The 18,037-nt window shown below is 58.3% G+C and carries 18 protein-coding genes; 16 read left to right on the top strand and 2 right to left on the bottom strand.

Features of this window, described 5'->3' with window-relative positions; all coding sequences use genetic code 11:
- The first annotated feature begins 10 nt into the window (after positions 1 to 10).
- From rodA to ACT89O_RS20245, 8 genes are all read left to right on the top strand, one after another.
- Entirely contained in the window at positions 11 to 1,183 is a 1,173-nt protein-coding gene (gene rodA / locus ACT89O_RS20280; RefSeq protein WP_055394909.1) for a rod shape-determining protein RodA, read from the top strand.
- Positions 1,184 to 1,312: 129 nt separating this feature from the next.
- A complete protein-coding gene (locus tag ACT89O_RS20275; RefSeq protein ID WP_055394907.1) occupies positions 1,313 to 1,651 on the top strand; it encodes a YegP family protein in 339 nt (112 codons plus the stop codon).
- 81 nt (positions 1,652 to 1,732) lie between these two features.
- Positions 1,733 to 3,217 carry a metalloprotease TldD gene (gene tldD, locus ACT89O_RS20270; protein ID WP_487261005.1) on the top strand — a complete coding sequence of 495 codons (1,485 nt, stop codon included), beginning with the start codon at positions 1,733 to 1,735 and terminating at the stop codon, positions 3,215 to 3,217.
- A gap of 9 nt (positions 3,218 to 3,226) precedes the next feature.
- Complete coding sequence (locus tag ACT89O_RS20265; protein ID WP_487261004.1) at positions 3,227 to 4,231, top strand: sialate O-acetylesterase; 1,005 nt, start codon at positions 3,227 to 3,229, stop codon at positions 4,229 to 4,231.
- 91 nt (positions 4,232 to 4,322) lie between these two features.
- The gene (locus ACT89O_RS20260) at positions 4,323 to 6,152 is read left to right on the top strand and encodes a carbamoyltransferase family protein (protein WP_218301710.1); all 1,830 of its coding nucleotides are present in this window, start codon (positions 4,323 to 4,325) and stop codon (positions 6,150 to 6,152) included.
- Between the two features lie 5 nt (positions 6,153 to 6,157).
- Positions 6,158 to 6,571, top strand: a complete 414-nt coding sequence (locus ACT89O_RS20255) for an SxtJ family membrane protein (RefSeq protein WP_176886994.1) — start codon at positions 6,158 to 6,160, stop codon at positions 6,569 to 6,571.
- Positions 6,571 to 6,723 (top strand): DUF5989 family protein, encoded by a 153-nt coding sequence (locus ACT89O_RS20250; protein WP_176886993.1) that lies wholly within the window; start codon positions 6,571 to 6,573, stop codon positions 6,721 to 6,723. Before ACT89O_RS20255 ends, ACT89O_RS20250 begins: the two co-directional genes overlap by 1 nt.
- 4 nt (positions 6,724 to 6,727) lie before the next feature.
- The gene (locus ACT89O_RS20245; protein ID WP_487261003.1) at positions 6,728 to 7,867 is read left to right on the top strand and encodes an SGNH/GDSL hydrolase family protein; all 1,140 of its coding nucleotides are present in this window, start codon (positions 6,728 to 6,730) and stop codon (positions 7,865 to 7,867) included.
- Between the two features lie 179 nt (positions 7,868 to 8,046).
- Here the strand turns inward: ACT89O_RS20245 and ACT89O_RS20240 are convergent, their stop codons facing one another.
- Complete coding sequence (locus tag ACT89O_RS20240; RefSeq protein WP_487261002.1) at positions 8,047 to 8,886, bottom strand: hypothetical protein; 840 nt, start codon at positions 8,884 to 8,886, stop codon at positions 8,047 to 8,049.
- A gap of 865 nt (positions 8,887 to 9,751) precedes the next feature.
- Here ACT89O_RS20240 and ACT89O_RS20235 point away from each other — a divergent pair.
- From ACT89O_RS20235 to ACT89O_RS20225, 3 genes are all read left to right on the top strand, one after another.
- Positions 9,752 to 10,291, top strand: coding sequence for a hypothetical protein (locus tag ACT89O_RS20235; RefSeq protein WP_487261001.1), 540 nt, complete (start codon positions 9,752 to 9,754; stop codon positions 10,289 to 10,291).
- 299 nt (positions 10,292 to 10,590) lie between these two features.
- Entirely contained in the window at positions 10,591 to 11,712 is a 1,122-nt protein-coding gene (locus ACT89O_RS20230) for a 3-deoxy-7-phosphoheptulonate synthase (protein ID WP_121508589.1), read from the top strand.
- Positions 11,713 to 11,817: 105 nt separating this feature from the next.
- Positions 11,818 to 12,129: a hypothetical protein gene (locus tag ACT89O_RS20225; RefSeq protein ID WP_055395047.1), complete on the top strand. Its 312-nt coding sequence runs from the start codon at positions 11,818 to 11,820 to the stop codon at positions 12,127 to 12,129.
- Between the two features lie 48 nt (positions 12,130 to 12,177).
- Here the strand turns inward: ACT89O_RS20225 and mpl are convergent, their stop codons facing one another.
- Complete coding sequence (gene mpl / locus ACT89O_RS20220; RefSeq protein WP_487261000.1) at positions 12,178 to 13,602, bottom strand: UDP-N-acetylmuramate:L-alanyl-gamma-D-glutamyl-meso-diaminopimelate ligase; 1,425 nt, start codon at positions 13,600 to 13,602, stop codon at positions 12,178 to 12,180.
- 174 nt (positions 13,603 to 13,776) lie between these two features.
- On the opposite strand from mpl, the gene ACT89O_RS20215 reads away from it, so the two are divergent.
- The 5 genes from ACT89O_RS20215 (at position 13,777) to prmA (ending at position 17,981) form a co-directional block, all read left to right on the top strand.
- Positions 13,777 to 14,376, top strand: coding sequence for a hypothetical protein (locus ACT89O_RS20215; RefSeq protein WP_121421126.1), 600 nt, complete (start codon positions 13,777 to 13,779; stop codon positions 14,374 to 14,376).
- A complete protein-coding gene (locus ACT89O_RS20210; RefSeq protein WP_487260999.1) occupies positions 14,373 to 14,954 on the top strand; it encodes a TlpA family protein disulfide reductase in 582 nt (193 codons plus the stop codon). Before ACT89O_RS20215 ends, ACT89O_RS20210 begins: the two co-directional genes overlap by 4 nt.
- Positions 14,955 to 15,189: 235 nt before the next feature.
- Positions 15,190 to 15,645 (top strand): acetyl-CoA carboxylase biotin carboxyl carrier protein, encoded by a 456-nt coding sequence (gene accB / locus ACT89O_RS20205; RefSeq protein WP_121421124.1) that lies wholly within the window; start codon positions 15,190 to 15,192, stop codon positions 15,643 to 15,645.
- 7 nt (positions 15,646 to 15,652) lie between these two features.
- Positions 15,653 to 17,002: an acetyl-CoA carboxylase biotin carboxylase subunit gene (gene accC / locus ACT89O_RS20200; protein WP_055395037.1), complete on the top strand. Its 1,350-nt coding sequence runs from the start codon at positions 15,653 to 15,655 to the stop codon at positions 17,000 to 17,002.
- 76 nt (positions 17,003 to 17,078) lie between these two features.
- Positions 17,079 to 17,981, top strand: a complete 903-nt coding sequence (prmA, locus tag ACT89O_RS20195) for a 50S ribosomal protein L11 methyltransferase (RefSeq protein WP_121421123.1) — start codon at positions 17,079 to 17,081, stop codon at positions 17,979 to 17,981.
- Positions 17,982 to 18,037: the final 56 nt, after the last annotated feature.

Below are 18,037 nucleotides of genomic sequence, written 5' to 3'. Positions count from 1 at the left end.
TAATCCCTCGATGGCCGTTGTTTTTGAAAAGCCCTCGCTCGCCCAGCGTTTTCTTCCCCTGTTTCGCGGGTTTGACCTGCCGCTCATGCTGGTGGTGGCGTTGCTCGCCTGCGCCGGGCTGGTGGCCATGTATTCATCGGGCTACGACCACGGCACACGGTTTTCGGACCATGGGCGCAACATGCTCATTGCGGGTGCCATTTTGTTCATGGTGGCCCAGGTGCCGCCCCAGAAAATCATGCTGTTCGCTGTGCCGCTGTATGCGGCTGGCGTGGCGCTGCTCTTGGCGGTGGCGCTGTTTGGCATCACCAAAAAAGGGGCGACGCGCTGGATCAATGTGGGCATCGTCATCCAGCCCAGCGAGATCCTGAAAATTGCCATGCCCCTGATGCTGGCCTGGTGGTTCCAGAAACGCGAGGGCACCTTGCGCCCGCTCGACTTTGCGGCGGCAGGGCTGCTGCTGGCCGTTCCGGTGGGGCTGATCATGAAGCAGCCCGATCTGGGTACGTCGCTACTGGTTCTGGCAGCTGGTCTGTCCGTGATCTTCTTTGCCGGGCTCTCCTGGAAGCTGGTGCTGCCACCGGTGGTGCTGGGGGGCGTGGGCATCCTGGCGCTGGTGTTGCTGGGGGACCAGTTGTGCGCGGACGGCGTGCGCTGGTCGGTGCTGCACGACTACCAGCAGCAGCGCATCTGCACCCTGCTCGACCCCACACGCGACCCGCTGGGCAAGGGGTTCCACATCATCCAGGGCATGATCGCCATCGGCTCGGGGGGCATGTGGGGCAAGGGTTTCATGGCGGGTACGCAGACGCATCTGGAGTTCATCCCCGAGCGCACCACTGACTTCATCTTTGCCGCGTTCTCCGAGGAGTTCGGGCTGGCAGGCAACCTGTTTCTGCTGGTCTGCTTTTTGATGCTGGTCTGGCGCGGCCTGGCCATCGCCGCAGGGGCCACCAGCCTGTTCGGACGCCTAATGGCCGGGGCGGTCTCGATGATCTTTTTCACCTATGCGTTTGTGAACATGGGCATGGTCAGCGGCATCCTGCCCGTGGTGGGCGTGCCGCTGCCTTTCATCAGCTATGGCGGCACCGCCATGGTGACCCTGGGCCTGGCACTGGGCATCCTGATGTCGGTGGCCCGGGCCCAGAAGCAGGACCCCAAGGACGCTCGGCCTGCCCTATAGCCATAGGCTCCGCTGGGAGATCAGGAACACCTTCCAGGGTCTTTACCCAGGCGTTGCGTGCAGGGCGGCAAGAGGGTACAAACCGGCAGGCCAACTGTGCCTTGGCCTATGCAACCGGAGGGATTCCCTATGGCGGCGAAGTTCGAGCTGAAGAAGTCGAAGAACGATAAATTTGTCTTCAACCTGTTGGCCTCCAATGGCCAGATCATCCTCACCAGCGAGATGTACGAATCACGGGCCAGTGCACTGAACGGCATCGAATCCGTGCGCAAGAACGCTCCCGATGATGGCCGCTTCGGTCGCCTGAGCGCCAAGGATGGATCGCCCTATTTCACGCTCAAGGCGGGTAATGGCCAGGTGATCGGCCAAAGCCAGATGTATTCCGGTGCCAAGGCGCGCGATGCCGGTATCGAGTCGGTGCAGACCCATGCACCCCAGGCCGCGCTGGACGACCAGACGACGGCCTGACGCTTTGCGTGGGCGCTTTGAGGCATAGGGGCATGTGCCCCCTTGTCCGGCAGGGTGGGGCTGCGCGCCTAAAATGCCCCGATGACTTTCCGCTCCACCACTGCCGCGCCCCAGCGTGCGGCCACCAGCCAGCGCATCGATGTCGCTCGCGAATTGTTGCTGACCCCTTTCGGGCTTGACGAAAGCCATCTGGCACGGGCACTGGCCGAGATCCGCACCCACAAGGTGGACGATGCCGACCTGTACTTCCAGTACACCCGCAGCGAGGGCTGGAGCCTCGAAGAGGGCATCGTCAAGACTGGTTCCTTCAGCATCGACCAGGGTGTGGGTGTGCGCGCGGTGAGCGGCGAGAAGACGGCGTTTGCCTATTCGGACGACATCTCCGAGGCGTCCTTGTTGGACGCAGCCCGAACTGTAAGGTCTATTTCGGCCGCAGCGCAGGCGGGTAAAGCGCGAGTAGCTCCTAAAAAAGTAGCGGCAGGCCGCAGCCTGTACCCCGGCGTGGACCCCATTGCCTCGCTCGACAGCACCGCCAAGGTGGCCTTGCTGGAAAAGCTGGAGCAGCGCGCCCGCGCCAAGGACCCGCGCGTGGCGCAGGTCATGGCCGGGCTGGCGAGCGAATACGACGTGGTGCTGGTGGCCCGTGCCGACGGCACCCTGGCGGCCGATGTGCGCCCGCTGGTGCGCCTGTCGGTCACGGTGATCGCCGAGCAGAATGGCCGCCGCGAAATGGGTTCGGCGGGCGGCGGTGGTCGTTTCGGCCTGGCCTATTTTGACGACGAGCAGATGGGCAAGTACGTGGACGAGGCCGTGAATGCGGCCCTGGTCAACCTCGAATCGCGCCCCGCCCCTGCGGGCGAGATGACGGTGGTGCTGGGGTCGGGCTGGCCCGGCATCCTGCTGCACGAAGCCATTGGCCACGGGCTGGAAGGCGACTTCAACCGTAAGGGCTCGAGCGCATTCAGCGGCCGCATCGGCCAGCGCGTGGCGGCCAAGGGCGTGACGGTGCTGGACGACGGCACCATCGCCGACCGCCGTGGATCGCTCAACGTGGACGACGAGGGCCACGCCAGCCAGCGCAATGTGCTGATCGAGGACGGCATCTTGAAGGGCTACATCCAGGATTCGCTCAACGCGCGCCTGATGGGTGTGGCACCTACCGGCAACGGCCGCCGCGAGAGCTATGCCCACATTCCCATGCCGCGCATGACCAACACCTACATGCTGGGCGGCGACAAGGACCCGCAGGAAATCATCGCCAGCATCAAGAAGGGCCTGTACGCCAGCAACTTCGGCGGCGGACAGGTGGACATTACCTCGGGCAAGTTCGTGTTCTCGGCCAGCCAAGCCTACTGGGTGGAAAACGGCAAGATCCAATACCCCGTGAAAGGCGCGACCATCATCGGCAGCGGCCCCGAGTCGCTCAAGAAGGTCACCATGATCGGTAACGACATGCGCCTTGACAGCGGCGTAGGCACCTGCGGCAAGGAAGGCCAGAGCGTACCCGTGGGCGTGGGCCAGCCTACGCTGCGTATCGAGGGGTTGACGGTGGGTGGGACGGCCTGAAGAAGGCGGATGCGAAAAGTTGGTGTGGCATTCCGGCAACCCACTCTCCGCCTGCTGTGCAGCATAGTCTGCTTGTGGGGGCTGGCATGTGCGAGCGGCAGCAGCTTCGCTCAGCACTGTCTGGCGGTAGATGCCAACCCATCGGCTCCAGTTCGCAAGCTTTTTGTCATCGCAGGACAATCCAACGCGGTGGGCTTGGCGTCCGTCAGGGACATTACCAGTGGTCCCAATAATTATGCTGAGAAAGATACCGTTTTTCCGAACGTGAAGATCTATGGCGTCTTTAACGCTGGACCTGAAATTGCCGGAAAGGATGATGCAACACATTCCAGCACAGTAAGCTGGAGTCGTTTTGCATCATGGCAGGTGGCACGGCCTGGTTTCGGCTACAAAAATGTGACCCATTACCCGCAGTATTTCCCACAGGGCTCGGGTGCACAAGACATGTTTGGACCTGAACTGTACTTTGCCCGCTACTTGAATGATCGGCCGCCGAAAGACCACTACATTGTAAAACTGGCTGTTTCAAATACTTCGCTGAATACCACGACCAATGCTGATAGCTGGTCCCCTGGTGGACGATTGTATAAAGAGCTTATGAAAATGATTGCTGAAGCTCACAATACTAAGCGAACGGAAGTGAATTTGAAGGTGGCTGGCATTTTTTTTATGCAGGGCGAAACCGACGCAATGCATAAAGAATGGGCAAGAAATTACGAAAAAAATCTCAAGGAATTCGTGCAACGCTTCCGAGAGGATGTTCAAAGTATGAACTGTGCAGAGGCAAAAAATGTCCCAGTCGTCCTTGGAAGAATTCAAAATAATTCTGCGTGGGTGCATGCAAAAATCGTGCGACTTGCTCAGAAAAAGGTGGCTCGCGACGTCCCGCATGTCAGTATTGTGAATACGGATGATCTTTCGGGATGGCTTGACAAGAGTGGTTTGCACTTCAACGAGTATGGTCAGGCCCAGTTGGGCAAGAGGGTTTATCAAGCCTTTTTTCCTCCTTCGTAAAACTTTGAGCAAAACGGAAACTTCGAGAATTTTCGGATGTGAGCGATATTTTCGTTTTTACGATTAAATAAGATTATTTTTGTGGATTGCAATGAATATATTGGGAATATCTGCGTACTATCATGACAGCGCGGCGGCGCTATTGCGATCAGGCAGGATCATCGCTGCGGCACAGGAAGAGCGTTTCACGCGGAAAAAGCATGATGAACGATTCCCAAGAAATGCAATCCATTACTGCCTAGCGGAGGCAAATGTTCGTGTCCATGAACTGGACTCGATTGTTTTTTATGACAAGCCCATCCTCAAGTTCGAGCGCTTGCTCGATACCTATTTGAGCTATGCGCCCCGCGGCTTTCATTCTTTTGTAATGGCTGTACCCGTTTGGCTCAAGGAGAAGCTGTATCTGAAGAGGACACTCAGGCAAGAGCTTGCCAGCTTGCTTTCCTGCAAGGAGTCGGAACTTCCTCCAATTTTGTTTGCCGAGCATCATGAGTCGCATGCGGCGTCTGCCTTCTATCCGAGTCCCTATGAAACTGCCGCCGTTTTATGTCTGGATGGCGTAGGAGAGTGGGCAACCACATCGGCATGGCTGGGGCAGGGTTCAGAATTGACCCCTTTATGGCAAATCGATTTTCCGCACTCACTGGGGTTGTTGTATTCGGCGTTTACCTATTATCTAGGTTTCAAGGTGAACTCGGGAGAGTACAAGCTCATGGGCCTTGCGCCCTATGGAAAGCCTGTTCATACCCAATTGATCTGGGATCATCTTATCGACGTCAAGGAGGACGGGAGTTTTCGCCTGAATCTGGATTATTTTGATTATTGCGCTGGATTGCGGATGACCAACCAGAAGTTCTCCGATCTATTCGGGGGGGCGCCCCGAGATCCAGAGAGCGTACCGACCCAGCGCGATATGGATCTGGCAGCGTCCATCCAGGTGGTGACGGAAGAAATAATTATAAAATTGGCTCGGCAGCTCAAAAAAGATACCGGCGCCGATTATTTGTGTCTGGCCGGGGGGGTGGCTCTGAATTGTGTAGCGAATGGGCGCCTTTTGCGAGAGGGAATTTTCAAAGACATCTGGATTCAACCCGCCGCTGGAGATGCAGGTGGTGCATTGGGGGCCGCTTACGCTGCCTACCATACCTATCGCAAGCAACCCAGGGTGTATGTGCCGGGCGTTGACCAGATGCAAGGCTCCTTGCTGGGGCCGCGCTATGAACAAGCTGATATCGTTGCGAAGCTTGATCAACTGGGGGCGCACTACACAGTGGTTGAGCCTAGTAGGCTGTCTGATACCGTTGCAGATCTGTTGGCCAATGAAAAGGTTGTAGGCTGGTTTCAAAATCGGATGGAGTTCGGTCCCCGGGCGCTGGGTGCGCGGTCGATCATTGCGGATCCGCGTTCGAGTGCCATGCAGTCCCAGCTGAACTTGAAAATAAAATTCCGCGAGTCGTTCAGGCCTTTTGCCCCGGCCGTCAAAGAAGAGGCCGCTGCTCGGTACTTCCACTTGGATAGGCCCAGCCCCTATATGCTCTTGGTGGCACAGGTCCACGAGGACATTCAGACCCAGCCGGATGAGTCCTTGCACGGTTTGGCGCAGTTGCATCAGGTGCGTTCGTCGATCCCTGCCGTGACACATGTGGATTATTCTGCGCGCGTACAAACCGTGAGTGAACAAAGTAACCCAGAGTTTTATCAGCTATTGAGTGCCTTCGAACGAAAAACCGGCTGTTCGGTACTGGTGAATACATCGTTCAATGTGCGCGGCGAGCCTATTGTCTGTACACCGGAAGACGCATTCCGTTGTTTCATGGGAACGGATATGGATTGCTTGGTATTGGGTAACGTACTGCTGTCGAAGGACGCACAAAAGAACGTCAATATTGCCCATCGCAAAGGTGCCTTGGCACTGGACTGACGAAAATGATGAAAAATAACACTGAAGCCGTAGTCGATGCACGTGAACTGCGTAAATTCGGCTATGTCATGGCAGGGTTTTTTGCCCTGGTTTTTGGCCTTTTTGTGCCTTGGTGGTGGTCTCTAAAATGGGCTTATTGGCCATGGGGCGTCGCTGTGGTCTTTCTTGCGTTGGCCCTTCTGAAGCCCTTGGCTTTAGGTATTGTTTACAAATGCTGGATGCGACTGGGTCGAGTGCTTGAATGGGTCAATGTCCGGATTGTTCTGGGTGTTGTCTTCTTTCTGGTTTTTATGCCGTTGGGAATGATCATGCGGCTGCTTGGAAAGGATACGCTGCAAAAAAAATGGGATAAGCAGGTGGCTACCTACAGAGTCAACAAGGTATCTAGAAAAAATAATCACATGGAGCGGCAATTCTGATGTTGGAGCTGATCAAAGAGCTTATTCTTTTCTTCCAGGAGCATAAACGCTACGCACTGATTCCTGTGCTCCTGGTCTTGCTGCTGCTGGGAGCCCTCATTGTGTTTGGGCATGGCTCGGTATTTGCACCCTTTATCTATACGCTGTTCTAGATCGATGAAGAAGCTCATTTACATTCTTCTTCCTTCACTAGTACTGTGCGCACTTGTGGCTTTGGGGTACTGGGCTGGGCTGTATACGGTGGCTGGCCGGTTCGATAAAGTCATCCGATGGGTGGAGCAAGGGGAAACTTTGGCTGGAGTGCTGGCAGTGACTCCTTTGAAGGATGAGCAGCGCAATCATTACGCACGCGCTTACACCAGTTCTGCGTTGGATATCGGCTCCATTAGTTGGTCTGTCCCTAATCAGCCAACTCCTTTTGTAGGTACTGCCCCATCACCAGGGCAGCACCAAAATGCACATATCAACTCTTGGCAGATGCGCAACAGCGAGGAGCTCCAGATGCCGAAGCCGGAGGGGGTCTATCGCATTTTTCTCACCGGTGGCTCCACCGCATATGGATCTGGTGCTCCGAGTCAGGAGCAGACGATTGGCAGCCTGCTGAATGATCTGCTCAACAAGAACCTGTCAAAACCTGGCCTGCGTTATGAGGTGTTTACTTTTGCCAATCCAGCTTGGGCGTCCACACAAGAGCGTATTGCCATTGAAAACTATCTTTCTGAGCTTCAGCCGGATCTGGTGATTTCACTGTCCGGAAATAATGATGTTTTTTGGGCGGATGCGGGTCGAAATGTCCTGTGGTTCAGTGCATTTTCGGATGACTATTTTAAAACTCTGGCAAATACGGGTTTGAAGACGGCTGGCAGAAAGGAACTGCAGGACTTGCCGCAGGCCCGTCCTCTGCCTCAGCCTGTACCTGTGCAGACCGTTGCCTATCGACTTGAAAAGAATGTTCGATTAGGAGCACATGCTCTTCAGGGTGTAGATTGGGTATTTTTCCTGCAGCCTACTCTTTCTGTGTCTAAAAAGTCTTTGAGTTCACGTGAAAAGGATTTCCTCTCCAATTCTAAAGAATATTATGTGCATTGCTATCAGGCAATTGCAGCCAGTCTGTCGGGCGTCAGCTTGAAGAATTTCAAATTTATCGATCTGTCTGGCGTCTTCGACCGCTACGGGGCAGAGGACGACATGTTCCTGGACCAGTTTCATTTTGGGGATAAGGGCAATGCTGTCATTGCTCAATCTATTCTCGCTTCATTAGCTCCGAAAATAGAATCTAGTATGCGGAAGAATTAACTTCCTTGGATTTTTGCAATAGCACTGCACAGGTGTGGTGTCGAGAGAAATTCCAGAATGAATGCTATGCACTTTGATTTTTTGATTAATAGTTAGCAGCGCCTGAATCTCGTTGTTTGAGGCCCGCAATGCTGTAACTTAATCCTGAACTTGCTAACTTAATTCAATCATCCCTTGGTTTAAAATCCACCATCAAACATCCATACTTTTACTTTGGTTGGGCTGTAGAAGTTGCCGCCGGGGCTAGATCTGGCCATTGTTCCAAATATTGAGTCGTCGAGTGGGAAGTATGAATCAGTTAAAAAACTTATGCTTCCATGTTGCACGACTGTAGCGCCAGAGGGTGTTTCTTGTACTAGTTCTCCACGCATTTTGGTCCAGTGCTGTCCTGAGATTAAATGTCCTTGCATTGTCAAACGAACCCAGTAGTACATTCCATGGGTAAGAGTGAAATCGGATTCGGTAATATAGGATGCCGATATAGGGTCGTTTGGTAAGCAGTTGATGGAGGTATTTCCGGTTAATGTGCTTTGCATGCAGCGGTTATTGGTTTGGTCCCAAGTGTATGCGGTTTGATCTCCGTTCCACAACTCAAAGCCCAGGCCTTTGGGTGTAAGTATTAATCCGGCGCCATATCTAAAAAGCCATTGCCTACTCGGATGCTCAGGTGAATTTAGAAGTTCTTGGACTGAATTTCTCTGAAAAGGGCAAACTGCAGTTGCTCCAGAAAATTCCCCTTGCGTGAATGCAAGAATGCTATGCTCAGTCAGCGCGCTGGAATTGTATCCTGGGGGCTGCCACTGAAATCTAGCTTGTAGCTGTATGGTGCCCCCTTGTTCAAGCGTATTTTTGGATTTTTGCATGTTATCTGGTTTGTACCAGTCAAAATAACAAAAACCGTTTATCTGCAAGGCCGGATGATTTATATCATCGGCAATATAAGATTGGATCTGAGCGCCAACGCCACCACAAGCGATAAGACTCATCACTGCAAAGCCAGCAAGAATATGCTTGATCATTTGATACTATCTAAAAGTGGTGCATTCAAATGTGAAGTCCAACACCCTTGATTCCGGTGGGTGAGGTGGAGTGCTGCAGTCCGTCGATCCGCAGCTCGCAATACACAACTAACGGTGATCCTGCCCACACCCTCTTTCTTGGGCGGTTGTTAATTTCATCTGCATTCGCATCGAGCTGCTGTCGGCTGTAGCTTCGTCTAGGGATGCTTTGTACGAATGAAGCGGTAAGTGTGCGGTACGGATCGAGCTGGATGCTAGGCGTAAAACGCAGCAATAGCTGTAGCTATTGCGAGTATTTGCAATAAAGCAGACCGCAGATGCACACGACGCGGTGAATTGTGCAGAGGATCCCAGGCGCTCAAATGTACGGGACATCGGACCCGGTCCAGATGCTGACTTGAATCAACGCAATGCCAGATGCTAGATGCCGCTACCGAGACTGTCCCAGAAGCCGACGATAGGTCCGTGGCTCACTCTGATGGCATGTGGCCTCTGCCGCTGGCCACGCTGGCAATCGATAGGCCTTAGCGCGAACCTTGTCCGCGCGATGTCTGTCAAGACGTGCTCTCCTGAAAACTCCACCTGTGAGGAATCTGACGGTCGGTTGGAGAGCGGCTGTTCTCGAAGATGCAACACCATGGACAACTCATTGTGTTGATTGACGACTGATCCTCTGGTGTAGCGCTATGCAGATCAAGATTGCCGGGCACTCTCAGCATTGTGGAAACCTGACTGAGCCCAGGCTTTGCAATGTGAAACCTGCCCAGGTTTTTTTCTGCGCCTCTGGCAGCGCCGGTGTTTGCCGAAGCGCTCCTGTGTAAAAACAAATGGGCGGTTGGCGGGCGGCATGGCGGACAATTGATTCATGCCCGCGACGCGCCCCAGTCAGCTACTGACCCTTCAGTCATTTGGCGACATCAGCCGCTTTCTGCGTGAAGGCGTGGCCGATGAGGAATCTCGCCAACTGCGCGATAGCTTGAGCGCGCTCTCAACGCAGATCGACGAGGCGGTGCGGATCCGCCGCACCAGCACCGATACCACAGCCATCACCCGGCGTGTGTTGACTTTGTCGCATTGCGCCCGCGAGCACCAGCTGTTCCTGACGGGCCTGGGATCGGCGTGGCACGCGTTGTACGAGTTCGGGGCCTATGAGCGTGCGCTGAGGGAGTTGCGCAATGCGATCGCGGACTGGCAGCAGATGCTGGAGCGGCGCAGCCCGAAGGAAAGTGCAAGCTTCGACCAGTTCGAGCTTCTGGCCTGGCGCACGCTGGGCGAGGCGTTGCTGCTCATCGACATGTATGAGCACCAGAGTGATCCACCCAGTGACCTGCAGGATCGGACGCCGCCGCGCAAGCTGTCAGTCCTGCAGCGTGCGAGCGCTTGGTTTCGTCGCTGGAGGCGTTGAATCAGGGGGTTGGAAGTGGGGCCTGGTAGGCATCCGGATTACCATTGCTGTCGCGCAATCGCAACAATCCGGGGGTGCTGCACTGCCGCACTCCTGTGCTACATTGGCTGCCATGCAAGTTCGCAGCGCGTTTTATTTTTGGTTTTTTATCTCGGTCCCCGGCGGATGAGAGGAAAACGCGCAAGCAAACACAACCTTCCCATACCAACCGCCGACGCTGCAAAGCCCGGCGGTTTTTGTTTTTCTGCCCTCCCGTTTTTTCATCCCTCCCACTACTTTTACTCCCCGAGGAAGCAACCATGACGGCCACCACCACCCCGACCAGCGATGCCTGGTACCGCAGCGTCGAGAAAACCAGCCAGACCGACGACGAACGTATCAAGGACATTACCGTGTTGCCTCCTCCCGAGCATCTGATCCGCTTTTTCCCGATCCGTGGAACGCCGGTCGAGACGCTGATCACCCAGACCCGCAAGAACATCCACAACATCATGGCCGGCAAGGATGACCGCCTGCTGGTGGTGATCGGCCCATGCTCCATCCACGATCCGGCTGCCGCTGTTGAGTACGCGCGCCGCCTCATGGCCGCGCGCACGCAGTACGCCGACACCCTGGAAATCGTGATGCGGGTGTACTTTGAGAAGCCACGCACCACGGTGGGCTGGAAGGGCCTCATCAACGACCCGTACCTCGACGAAAGCTACCGCATCGACGAAGGCCTGCGCATTGCGCGCCAGCTGCTGATCGAAATTAACCGCCTTGGCATGCCCGCCGGCAGCGAGTTCCTGGATGTGATTTCGCCCCAGTACATCGGCGACCTCATCAGCTGGGGCGCCATTGGCGCCCGCACCACAGAAAGCCAAGTGCACCGCGAGCTGGCCTCCGGCATCTCGGCGCCTATCGGCTTCAAGAACGGCACGGATGGCAACATCCGCATTGCCACCGACGCGATCCAGTCGGCCAGCCGGGGCCACCACTTCCTGTCGGTGCATAAAAACGGCCAGGTGGCCATCGTCAACACCAAGGGCAACAAGGATTGCCACGTGATCCTGCGCGGCGGCAAGACGCCCAACTACGACGCTGCCAGCGTGGCCGCTGCCTGCAAGGACCTCGAAGCCGCCAAGCTGCCCGCCACCCTGATGGTGGACTGCAGCCATGCCAACAGCAGCAAGCAACATGAAAAGCAGCTCGACGTGGCGCGCGACATCGCCGCTCAGCTCGCCGGTGGCTCGCGCAGTGTGTTCGGCCTCATGATCGAGAGCCACCTCACCGCCGGTGCCCAGAAGTTCTCACCGGGCAAGGACCAGCCCGGCGCGCTGGAGTATGGCAAGAGCATCACGGACGCCTGCTTGGGCTGGGACGATTCGCTGACGGCGCTGGCTGAGCTGTCTGACGCCGTGAAGGCGCGCCGCGCGCGGTGATCTGCGCCGCTGGCCGAAGGCCCTAAACTGGAAGCCCGTGGCGGGCCGTGCAAGGGAGCACGGCAGTCGCTGCCACGGTTTCAGTAGATAGAAAGGCAAACCATCATGCACAGCGAAGTGTCGGTCCGTCTGGCCGGAAACCAGGAATTCCGTTTTGATCTGGAGGGCGCCGAGCCCATGGGCCACGAGGCTGGCAGGCGCTGGCTGGATGATCAGTTCACCGCGCTCGATTGCGAACCCCTGCGCGCCAGCGGCAAGGTGCTGCTGGCGGACAAGGTGCTCACCGTGGCCCGCGCTGCGGGGGCTTCGTTGCTGGCCGACCCGGCATGGTCCCGTGACTTTGCGCGCGCTGCCAGCGCGGCACTCGCCAAGCCCGTGGTGCGCGTGGACGTCCCGGGCATGGCGGTATCGTTCTGATACTTGAAGAAAATCAGGCCCTGGCGCTTGCCTGGTAAGTGTTGGCAGCTATTTATTTTGTAGCGATTCCAGCAGTTTGGCGTGGATGCCGCCAAATCCCCCGTTGCTCATGCACACGATGTGGTCCCCCGGGCGGGCTGCCGCTGTGACCTGTTGTACCAGGGTGTTGATGTCGGCAGCGGTTTGCGCCCGCATGCCTGGGCCCACGCCCAAGGGGGCGAGGGCCTGCGCTGCGTCCCAGTCCAGCCCGGCCGTGTGGCAGAACGCGAGGTCGGCAGGCTCCAGCGCCCACGGCAGTTGGGCCTTCATGGCGCCCAGTTTCATGGTGTTGCTGCGGGGCTCGAACACCGCCAGGATGCGCGCACCCTGGCCCAGGCTGCGGCGCAGGCCGTCCAGCGTGGTTCTCAGGGCGGTGGGGTGGTGGGCAAAGTCGTCATACACCGCAACGCCATTCACGGTGCCGCGCAGTTCCATGCGCCGCTTCACGTTCTGAAAGGTGGCCAGTGCCGTAGCGGACTGCTCGGGGCTCACGCCCACATGGTGGGCGGCGGCAATGGCCGCCAGTGCGTTGAGCTGGTTGTGCACGCCGGTCAGCGCCCACTCCACCCGGGCGGCCTTGCGCCCCTGGTGCAGCACGTCGAATGCCTGGGGGTCGCCTTGTGCCGAAAAGTCGCTGACGGCTTCGCCGAAGCTGGCCACTTCGCTCCAGCAGCCCGTGTGCAACACGCGGGTGAGGCTTTCTTCGAGACCGTTGACCACCACACGGCCCGATGGCGGCACCGTGCGCACGAGGTGGTGAAACTGCCGCTCGATGGCGGCCAAGTTGTCAAAGATGTCTGCGTGGTCGAACTCCAGGTTGTTCAGCACCGCAGTGCGAGGGCGGTAGTGCACAAACTTGCTGCGCTTGTCGAAGAAGGCGGTGTCGTATTCGTCAGCCTCGATCGCGAACAGCGGCGCGGCCCCCAGCGGCGCACTGCCGGGTGATGGTCGCCGGGGCGCCCCCAGGCGGGCGGACACGCCGAAATTCAACGGTACTCCGCCAATCAGAAAACCTGGCTGCTGCCCGGCGCTTTCCAGAATCCAGGCCAGCATTGAGGTGGTGGTCGTCTTGCCATGGGTGCCAGCAACCGCCAGCACATGGCGGCCTTGTAGTACATGCTCGGCCAGCCACTGCGGGCCGCTGGTGTAGGGCAGGCCTGCGTCCAGGATGGCTTCCATCAACGGAAACTTGGGCGAGCCGTCAGGCAGGCGGACGCGGCTGACCACGTTGCCGATGACAAACATGTCGGGCTGCAGGGCCAGTTGGTCGGCGCCAAAACCTTCGATCAGATCGATGCCCAGGGCCCGCAATTGGTCGCTCATCGGCGGGTAAACGCCAGCGTCGCAACCCGTCACCTTGTGGCCTGCCTCGCGCGCGAGCGCGGCCAGGCCGCCCATGAACGTGCCGCAGATGCCCAGTATGTGTATATGCATGGGCGCAGATTCTACGGTTCAATAAAAAACAAGCCCCCAGCGCTTGGTGGATAAGCGCGAGAAGCTATGAAAAATATAGTGACCCTGGGCATATCTAGGGGTAACCCGTAGTCCAGGCAGGTGCTTCGGGCCACAATGCGGTTTCTTTTCCTGCCACCACCATCCCCTACCGCCATGCACACACCTTTGAGCGACGAAATCGCCCACACCACGGCCCGGCTGGTGGTGGAAGAGGGCCTGGAATGGGGCCCGGCCAAGCGCCGTGCGCTGCGCCAGATGGGCTTGCCTGCCCGCACGCCCCTGCCGAGCAACGACCAGGTCGAGGCCGCCGTACGGGAGTACATCCAGCTCTTTTGTGCCGATACGCAGCCGCACGAGCTGCGGGCGCTGCGCCAGCTGGCCCTCGTGTGGATGGAGCGCATGGCGGCCTTCCGTCCCCATCTGGCGGGGGCTGTATGGCATGGTACAGCCACGCGGCTGTCCGACATTTACCTGCAGTTGTTCTGCGATGACTCCAAATCTGCAGAAATAGCGCTCATCGATCACCATGTGGACTACGAGCCACGCACGGTCACCGGTTTTCATGGTGAGTCGGTCGAAGCGCTGAGCCTGGGCAGCAAGTCGCCCGAACTCAATGAGATGATCGGGGTGCACTTGATGATCTATGACCTCGATGACCTGCGCGGCGCTTTGCGCCCGGATGCCCAAGGGCGTGTGCCGCGCGGTGACATGACCGCCGTTCGGCGCCTGCTCCAGGAAACCCCTGCCCCATGACAAGCCCTTCCGATCGCCCTGAGTCCATCCCCGCCACCAGCGATGCGCAACCGTCGGCCGCACGTAGGCGACTGCTGTACGCCGGGGTGGCAGGCACAGCAGCGTTGGGTGGTGCCGGCCTGGCATGGTGGAAGTTCCAGCCCCATGCCATGGAGCAGGGGGTGGAAGAAGCGCTCTGGGCGATGGAGTTTGAAAAGCCTGAAGGGGGCGTGGTGGCGCTGAAGTCTCTGGCTGGCAAGCCGCTGCTGCTGAACTTCTGGGCCACCTGGTGCCCGCCCTGTGTGGAAGAGCTGCCCATGCTCAATGCTTTCTATCGCCAACAGGCGCAGAACGGATGGCAAGTTCTGGGATTGGCCATCGACCAGCCCTCTGCCGTGCGCAAGTTTCTGCAGCGTATTCCGCTGGAGTTCCCTGTGGGCCTTGCCGGATTGGGCGGCACCGACCTGGGGCGATCACTGGGCAACCTTACCGGTGGCCTGCCGTTTACTGTGGTGCTCGGGGGCAACGGGCGTGTCCTGCACCGTAAAATGGGACAAATCACCCCGCAAGACCTCCAGCTGTGGGCGCCTCTGCGCTGATCGACCAAGCCTTCTGTTCGGCATTTTTGTGGGCCCAAGCTGGGTATCTGGATGATGTAGTTCATCAAAAATACCTGTGGAAGACGGAGATAGGCTGAAATTGGAGTAAATTCGCGCCCTATTCAGTCATGACTTGCGCAAAGCAGGGCTCAGGCAAGCGGCTCGCCCAACGCGAGGCGGCTGTTGCGTCCCGATTGGCGTGAGTCCTATCAGTTTTATAGCCGTTGGAGCTCCCATGGATCTGCGAAAACTCAAAACCCTCATCGATCTCGTGTCCGAGTCGAACGTATCTGAACTCGAAATCACGGAAGCCGAGGGCAAAGTCCGCATCGTCAAGAGCGTGGGTGGTGTCGTTCAGCAGTACGTCCCCGCCCCGATGCAGGCACCTGCGCCCCCTGCATCTGCCGCCGCCCAAGTCGCCGAGCTGCCTGCGCCCTCGGCACCTGCAGTCCCTGCTGGCCACATCGTCAAGTCACCCATGGTGGGCACGTTTTACCGTTCGTCCAGCCCTGGCGCCAAGGCTTTTGTCGAAGTCGGCAGCCAGGTCAAGGAAGGCGAAACCATCTGCATCATCGAAGCGATGAAGATCCTCAACGAAATCGAGGCTGACAAGTCTGGCACCGTCACCCGCATCCTGGGTGAAAACGGTCAGGCCGTGGAATACGGCCAACCTTTGTTCGTCATCGAATAAGGCGCGCATGTTCAAGAAAATCCTGGTCGCAAACAGAGGGGAGATCGCCCTTCGCATTCAGCGCGCCTGCCATGAGTTGGGTGTCAAGGCCGTGATGGTCTACTCCGAGGCCGACCGCGACGCAAAATACGTCAAGCTCGCCGAAGAAGCGGTGTGCATCGGCCCAGCGCCCTCGCCGTTGTCCTACCTGAACATGCCTGCCATCATCTCGGCCGCCGAGGTGACCGACGCCGAGGCCATTCACCCCGGCTATGGCTTCCTGTCTGAGAACGCAGATTTTGCCGAGCGCGTGGAAAAGAGCGGCTTCCAGTTCATCGGCCCCACCCCCGAGTCGATCCGCATCATGGGCGACAAGGTGTCTGCCAAGCAGGCCATGATCCGCGCAGGCGTGCCTTGCGTGCCGGGCTCTGAGGGCGAGTTGCCCGACGATCCGGTGCAGATCCGCCGCATCGCCAAGGCCGTGGGCTACCCGGTGATCATCAAGGCCGCAGGCGGCGGCGGTGGCCGTGGCATGCGCGTGGTGCACACCGAAGCTGCCTTGGTCAATGCGGTGCAGATGACCAAGGCCGAAGCGGGCGCTGCGTTTGGCAATCCTGCGGTGTACATGGAGAAGTTCCTCCAGAACCCGCGCCATATCGAAATCCAGATCCTGGCCGACAAGCACCGCAATGCGGTGTATTTGGGCGAGCGCGATTGCTCCATGCAACGCCGCCACCAGAAGGTCATCGAAGAGGCTCCAGCCCCCGGCATCCCCCGCAAACTGATCGAGAAGATCGGCGAGCGCTGCGTGGCTGCGTGCAAGAAGATCGGCTACCGTGGCGCGGGCACGTTCGAGTTCCTGTACGAAAACGGCGAGTTCTACTTCATCGAGATGAACACCCGTGTGCAGGTGGAACACCCCGTCACCGAGTGGATCACCGGCGTGGACATCGTGAAGACGCAGATCATGGTCGCGGCGGGCGAGAAGCTGCCGTTCACCCAGCGCCAGATCGAGATCCGGGGCCATGCCATCGAGTGCCGGATCAATGCGGAAGACCCTTACAAGTTCATTCCGTCGCCCGGGCGTATCACCACATGGCATCCACCAGGCGGCCCCGGCGTGCGTGTGGATTCGCATGCGTACACCAACTACTTTGTGCCGCCCAACTACGACTCGATGATCGGCAAGATCATCGTGCACGGCGACACGCGCGAGCAGGCCCTGGCCCGCATGCGCACGGCGCTGTCCGAGACGGTAATCGAAGGCATCAACACCAACGTGCCGCTGCACCGCGAGCTGATGGTGGACGCCAAGTTCATGGCCGGTGGCACCAACATCCATTACCTGGAAGAGTGGCTGTCGCAGCACAAGCGCTGAAATCGTATTGCGCAGTCATTCACATGCTGGCTCCTGGCAACGGGTGCCAGCATTTCACTTTTTCTGAGAGGCTTCTATGTTTGAGCTGAGTCTGATGTGTCCCGAGGATCGGATCGAGGCGGTCAGCGATGCGCTGGATGCGCTGGATGCGCTGAGCGTTTCGGTGGAGGATGCTGATGCCCAGACCGACGCCGAGCAGGCCTTGTTTGGTGAGCCTGGCATGCCGCCGCCCAAGGACGGCTGGCAGCGCAGCAGGGTGGTAGCGCTCTTTCCTTCGGAGGTGGCAGCCCGGGAGGCCCAGCAACTGCTGGTGGTGCAGGACTTTTTTGCGGGCTGCCAGGTGCTGGGGGTTGCCCACGTGCCCGAGCAGGACTGGGTGCGGCTCACGCAATCGCAATTTGCGCCTGTGGACATCACGCCGGATTTTTGGATCGTTCCTACCTGGCACGAACTTCCCGCCGAGGCAAAGCGCAGCATCCGGCTGGATCCGGGCCTGGCGTTTGGCACCGGCACCCACCCCACGACGCGCATGTGTCTGCGCTGGATTGCCCGTAACGGTGCCACCGAGTCGTCCATGGGCAATCCGCTGGGCCGGGTTCTGGACTATGGCTGTGGCTCTGGCATCCTCGCCATTGGTGCGGCCAAGTTTGGTGCCACGGACATCGATGCGGTCGATATTGATCCTGCGGCGGTCGAGTCCACCGCGCTGAATGCACAGGCCAATGACGTGCGGCTCCACGCGGGTCTGCCCGACAAGGCACGGGGTGAATACCAGACGGTGCTGGCAAACATTCTTGCCACCCCCTTGCGCGTGCTGGCGCCCCTCTTGTGCAGCCACGTCGCGCCTGGCGGGAATCTGGTGCTGGCAGGCATTTTGGAACGCCAGGCTGAGGAGTTGAAAGAGGCATATGCTCCCTGGCTTCAGCTCGATGTGGCGGATACAGAAGATGGCTGGATCTTGATGACCGCCCGTCGCTAAGACGGGGCCGAAGCCCGCTTCGCCGGGGTCGCACGCGCCTCTACAATCCATCGCTG

It is taken from the genome of Acidovorax sp. NN32, from assembly GCF_057597245.1.
Note: the sequence above shows the minus strand (reverse complement) of the source record. Positions and strands in the feature narration are given on the sequence as shown.

Coding starts and splice junctions, on each gene's coding strand:
- rodA (WP_055394909.1), top strand. CDS start 11: ATGGCCGTTGTTTTTGAAAAGCCCTCGCTCGCCCAGCGTTTTCTTCCC.
- ACT89O_RS20275 (WP_055394907.1), top strand. CDS start 1,313: ATGGCGGCGAAGTTCGAGCTGAAGAAGTCGAAGAACGATAAATTTGTC.
- tldD (WP_487261005.1), top strand. CDS start 1,733: ATGACTTTCCGCTCCACCACTGCCGCGCCCCAGCGTGCGGCCACCAGC.
- ACT89O_RS20265 (WP_487261004.1), top strand. CDS start 3,227: ATGCGAAAAGTTGGTGTGGCATTCCGGCAACCCACTCTCCGCCTGCTG.
- ACT89O_RS20260 (WP_218301710.1), top strand. CDS start 4,323: ATGAATATATTGGGAATATCTGCGTACTATCATGACAGCGCGGCGGCG.
- ACT89O_RS20255 (WP_176886994.1), top strand. CDS start 6,158: ATGATGAAAAATAACACTGAAGCCGTAGTCGATGCACGTGAACTGCGT.
- ACT89O_RS20250 (WP_176886993.1), top strand. CDS start 6,571: ATGTTGGAGCTGATCAAAGAGCTTATTCTTTTCTTCCAGGAGCATAAA.
- ACT89O_RS20245 (WP_487261003.1), top strand. CDS start 6,728: ATGAAGAAGCTCATTTACATTCTTCTTCCTTCACTAGTACTGTGCGCA.
- ACT89O_RS20240 (WP_487261002.1), bottom strand. CDS start 8,886: ATGATCAAGCATATTCTTGCTGGCTTTGCAGTGATGAGTCTTATCGCT.
- ACT89O_RS20235 (WP_487261001.1), top strand. CDS start 9,752: ATGCCCGCGACGCGCCCCAGTCAGCTACTGACCCTTCAGTCATTTGGC.
- ACT89O_RS20230 (WP_121508589.1), top strand. CDS start 10,591: ATGACGGCCACCACCACCCCGACCAGCGATGCCTGGTACCGCAGCGTC.
- ACT89O_RS20225 (WP_055395047.1), top strand. CDS start 11,818: ATGCACAGCGAAGTGTCGGTCCGTCTGGCCGGAAACCAGGAATTCCGT.
- mpl (WP_487261000.1), bottom strand. CDS start 13,602: ATGCATATACACATACTGGGCATCTGCGGCACGTTCATGGGCGGCCTG.
- ACT89O_RS20215 (WP_121421126.1), top strand. CDS start 13,777: ATGCACACACCTTTGAGCGACGAAATCGCCCACACCACGGCCCGGCTG.
- ACT89O_RS20210 (WP_487260999.1), top strand. CDS start 14,373: ATGACAAGCCCTTCCGATCGCCCTGAGTCCATCCCCGCCACCAGCGAT.
- accB (WP_121421124.1), top strand. CDS start 15,190: ATGGATCTGCGAAAACTCAAAACCCTCATCGATCTCGTGTCCGAGTCG.
- accC (WP_055395037.1), top strand. CDS start 15,653: ATGTTCAAGAAAATCCTGGTCGCAAACAGAGGGGAGATCGCCCTTCGC.
- prmA (WP_121421123.1), top strand. CDS start 17,079: ATGTTTGAGCTGAGTCTGATGTGTCCCGAGGATCGGATCGAGGCGGTC.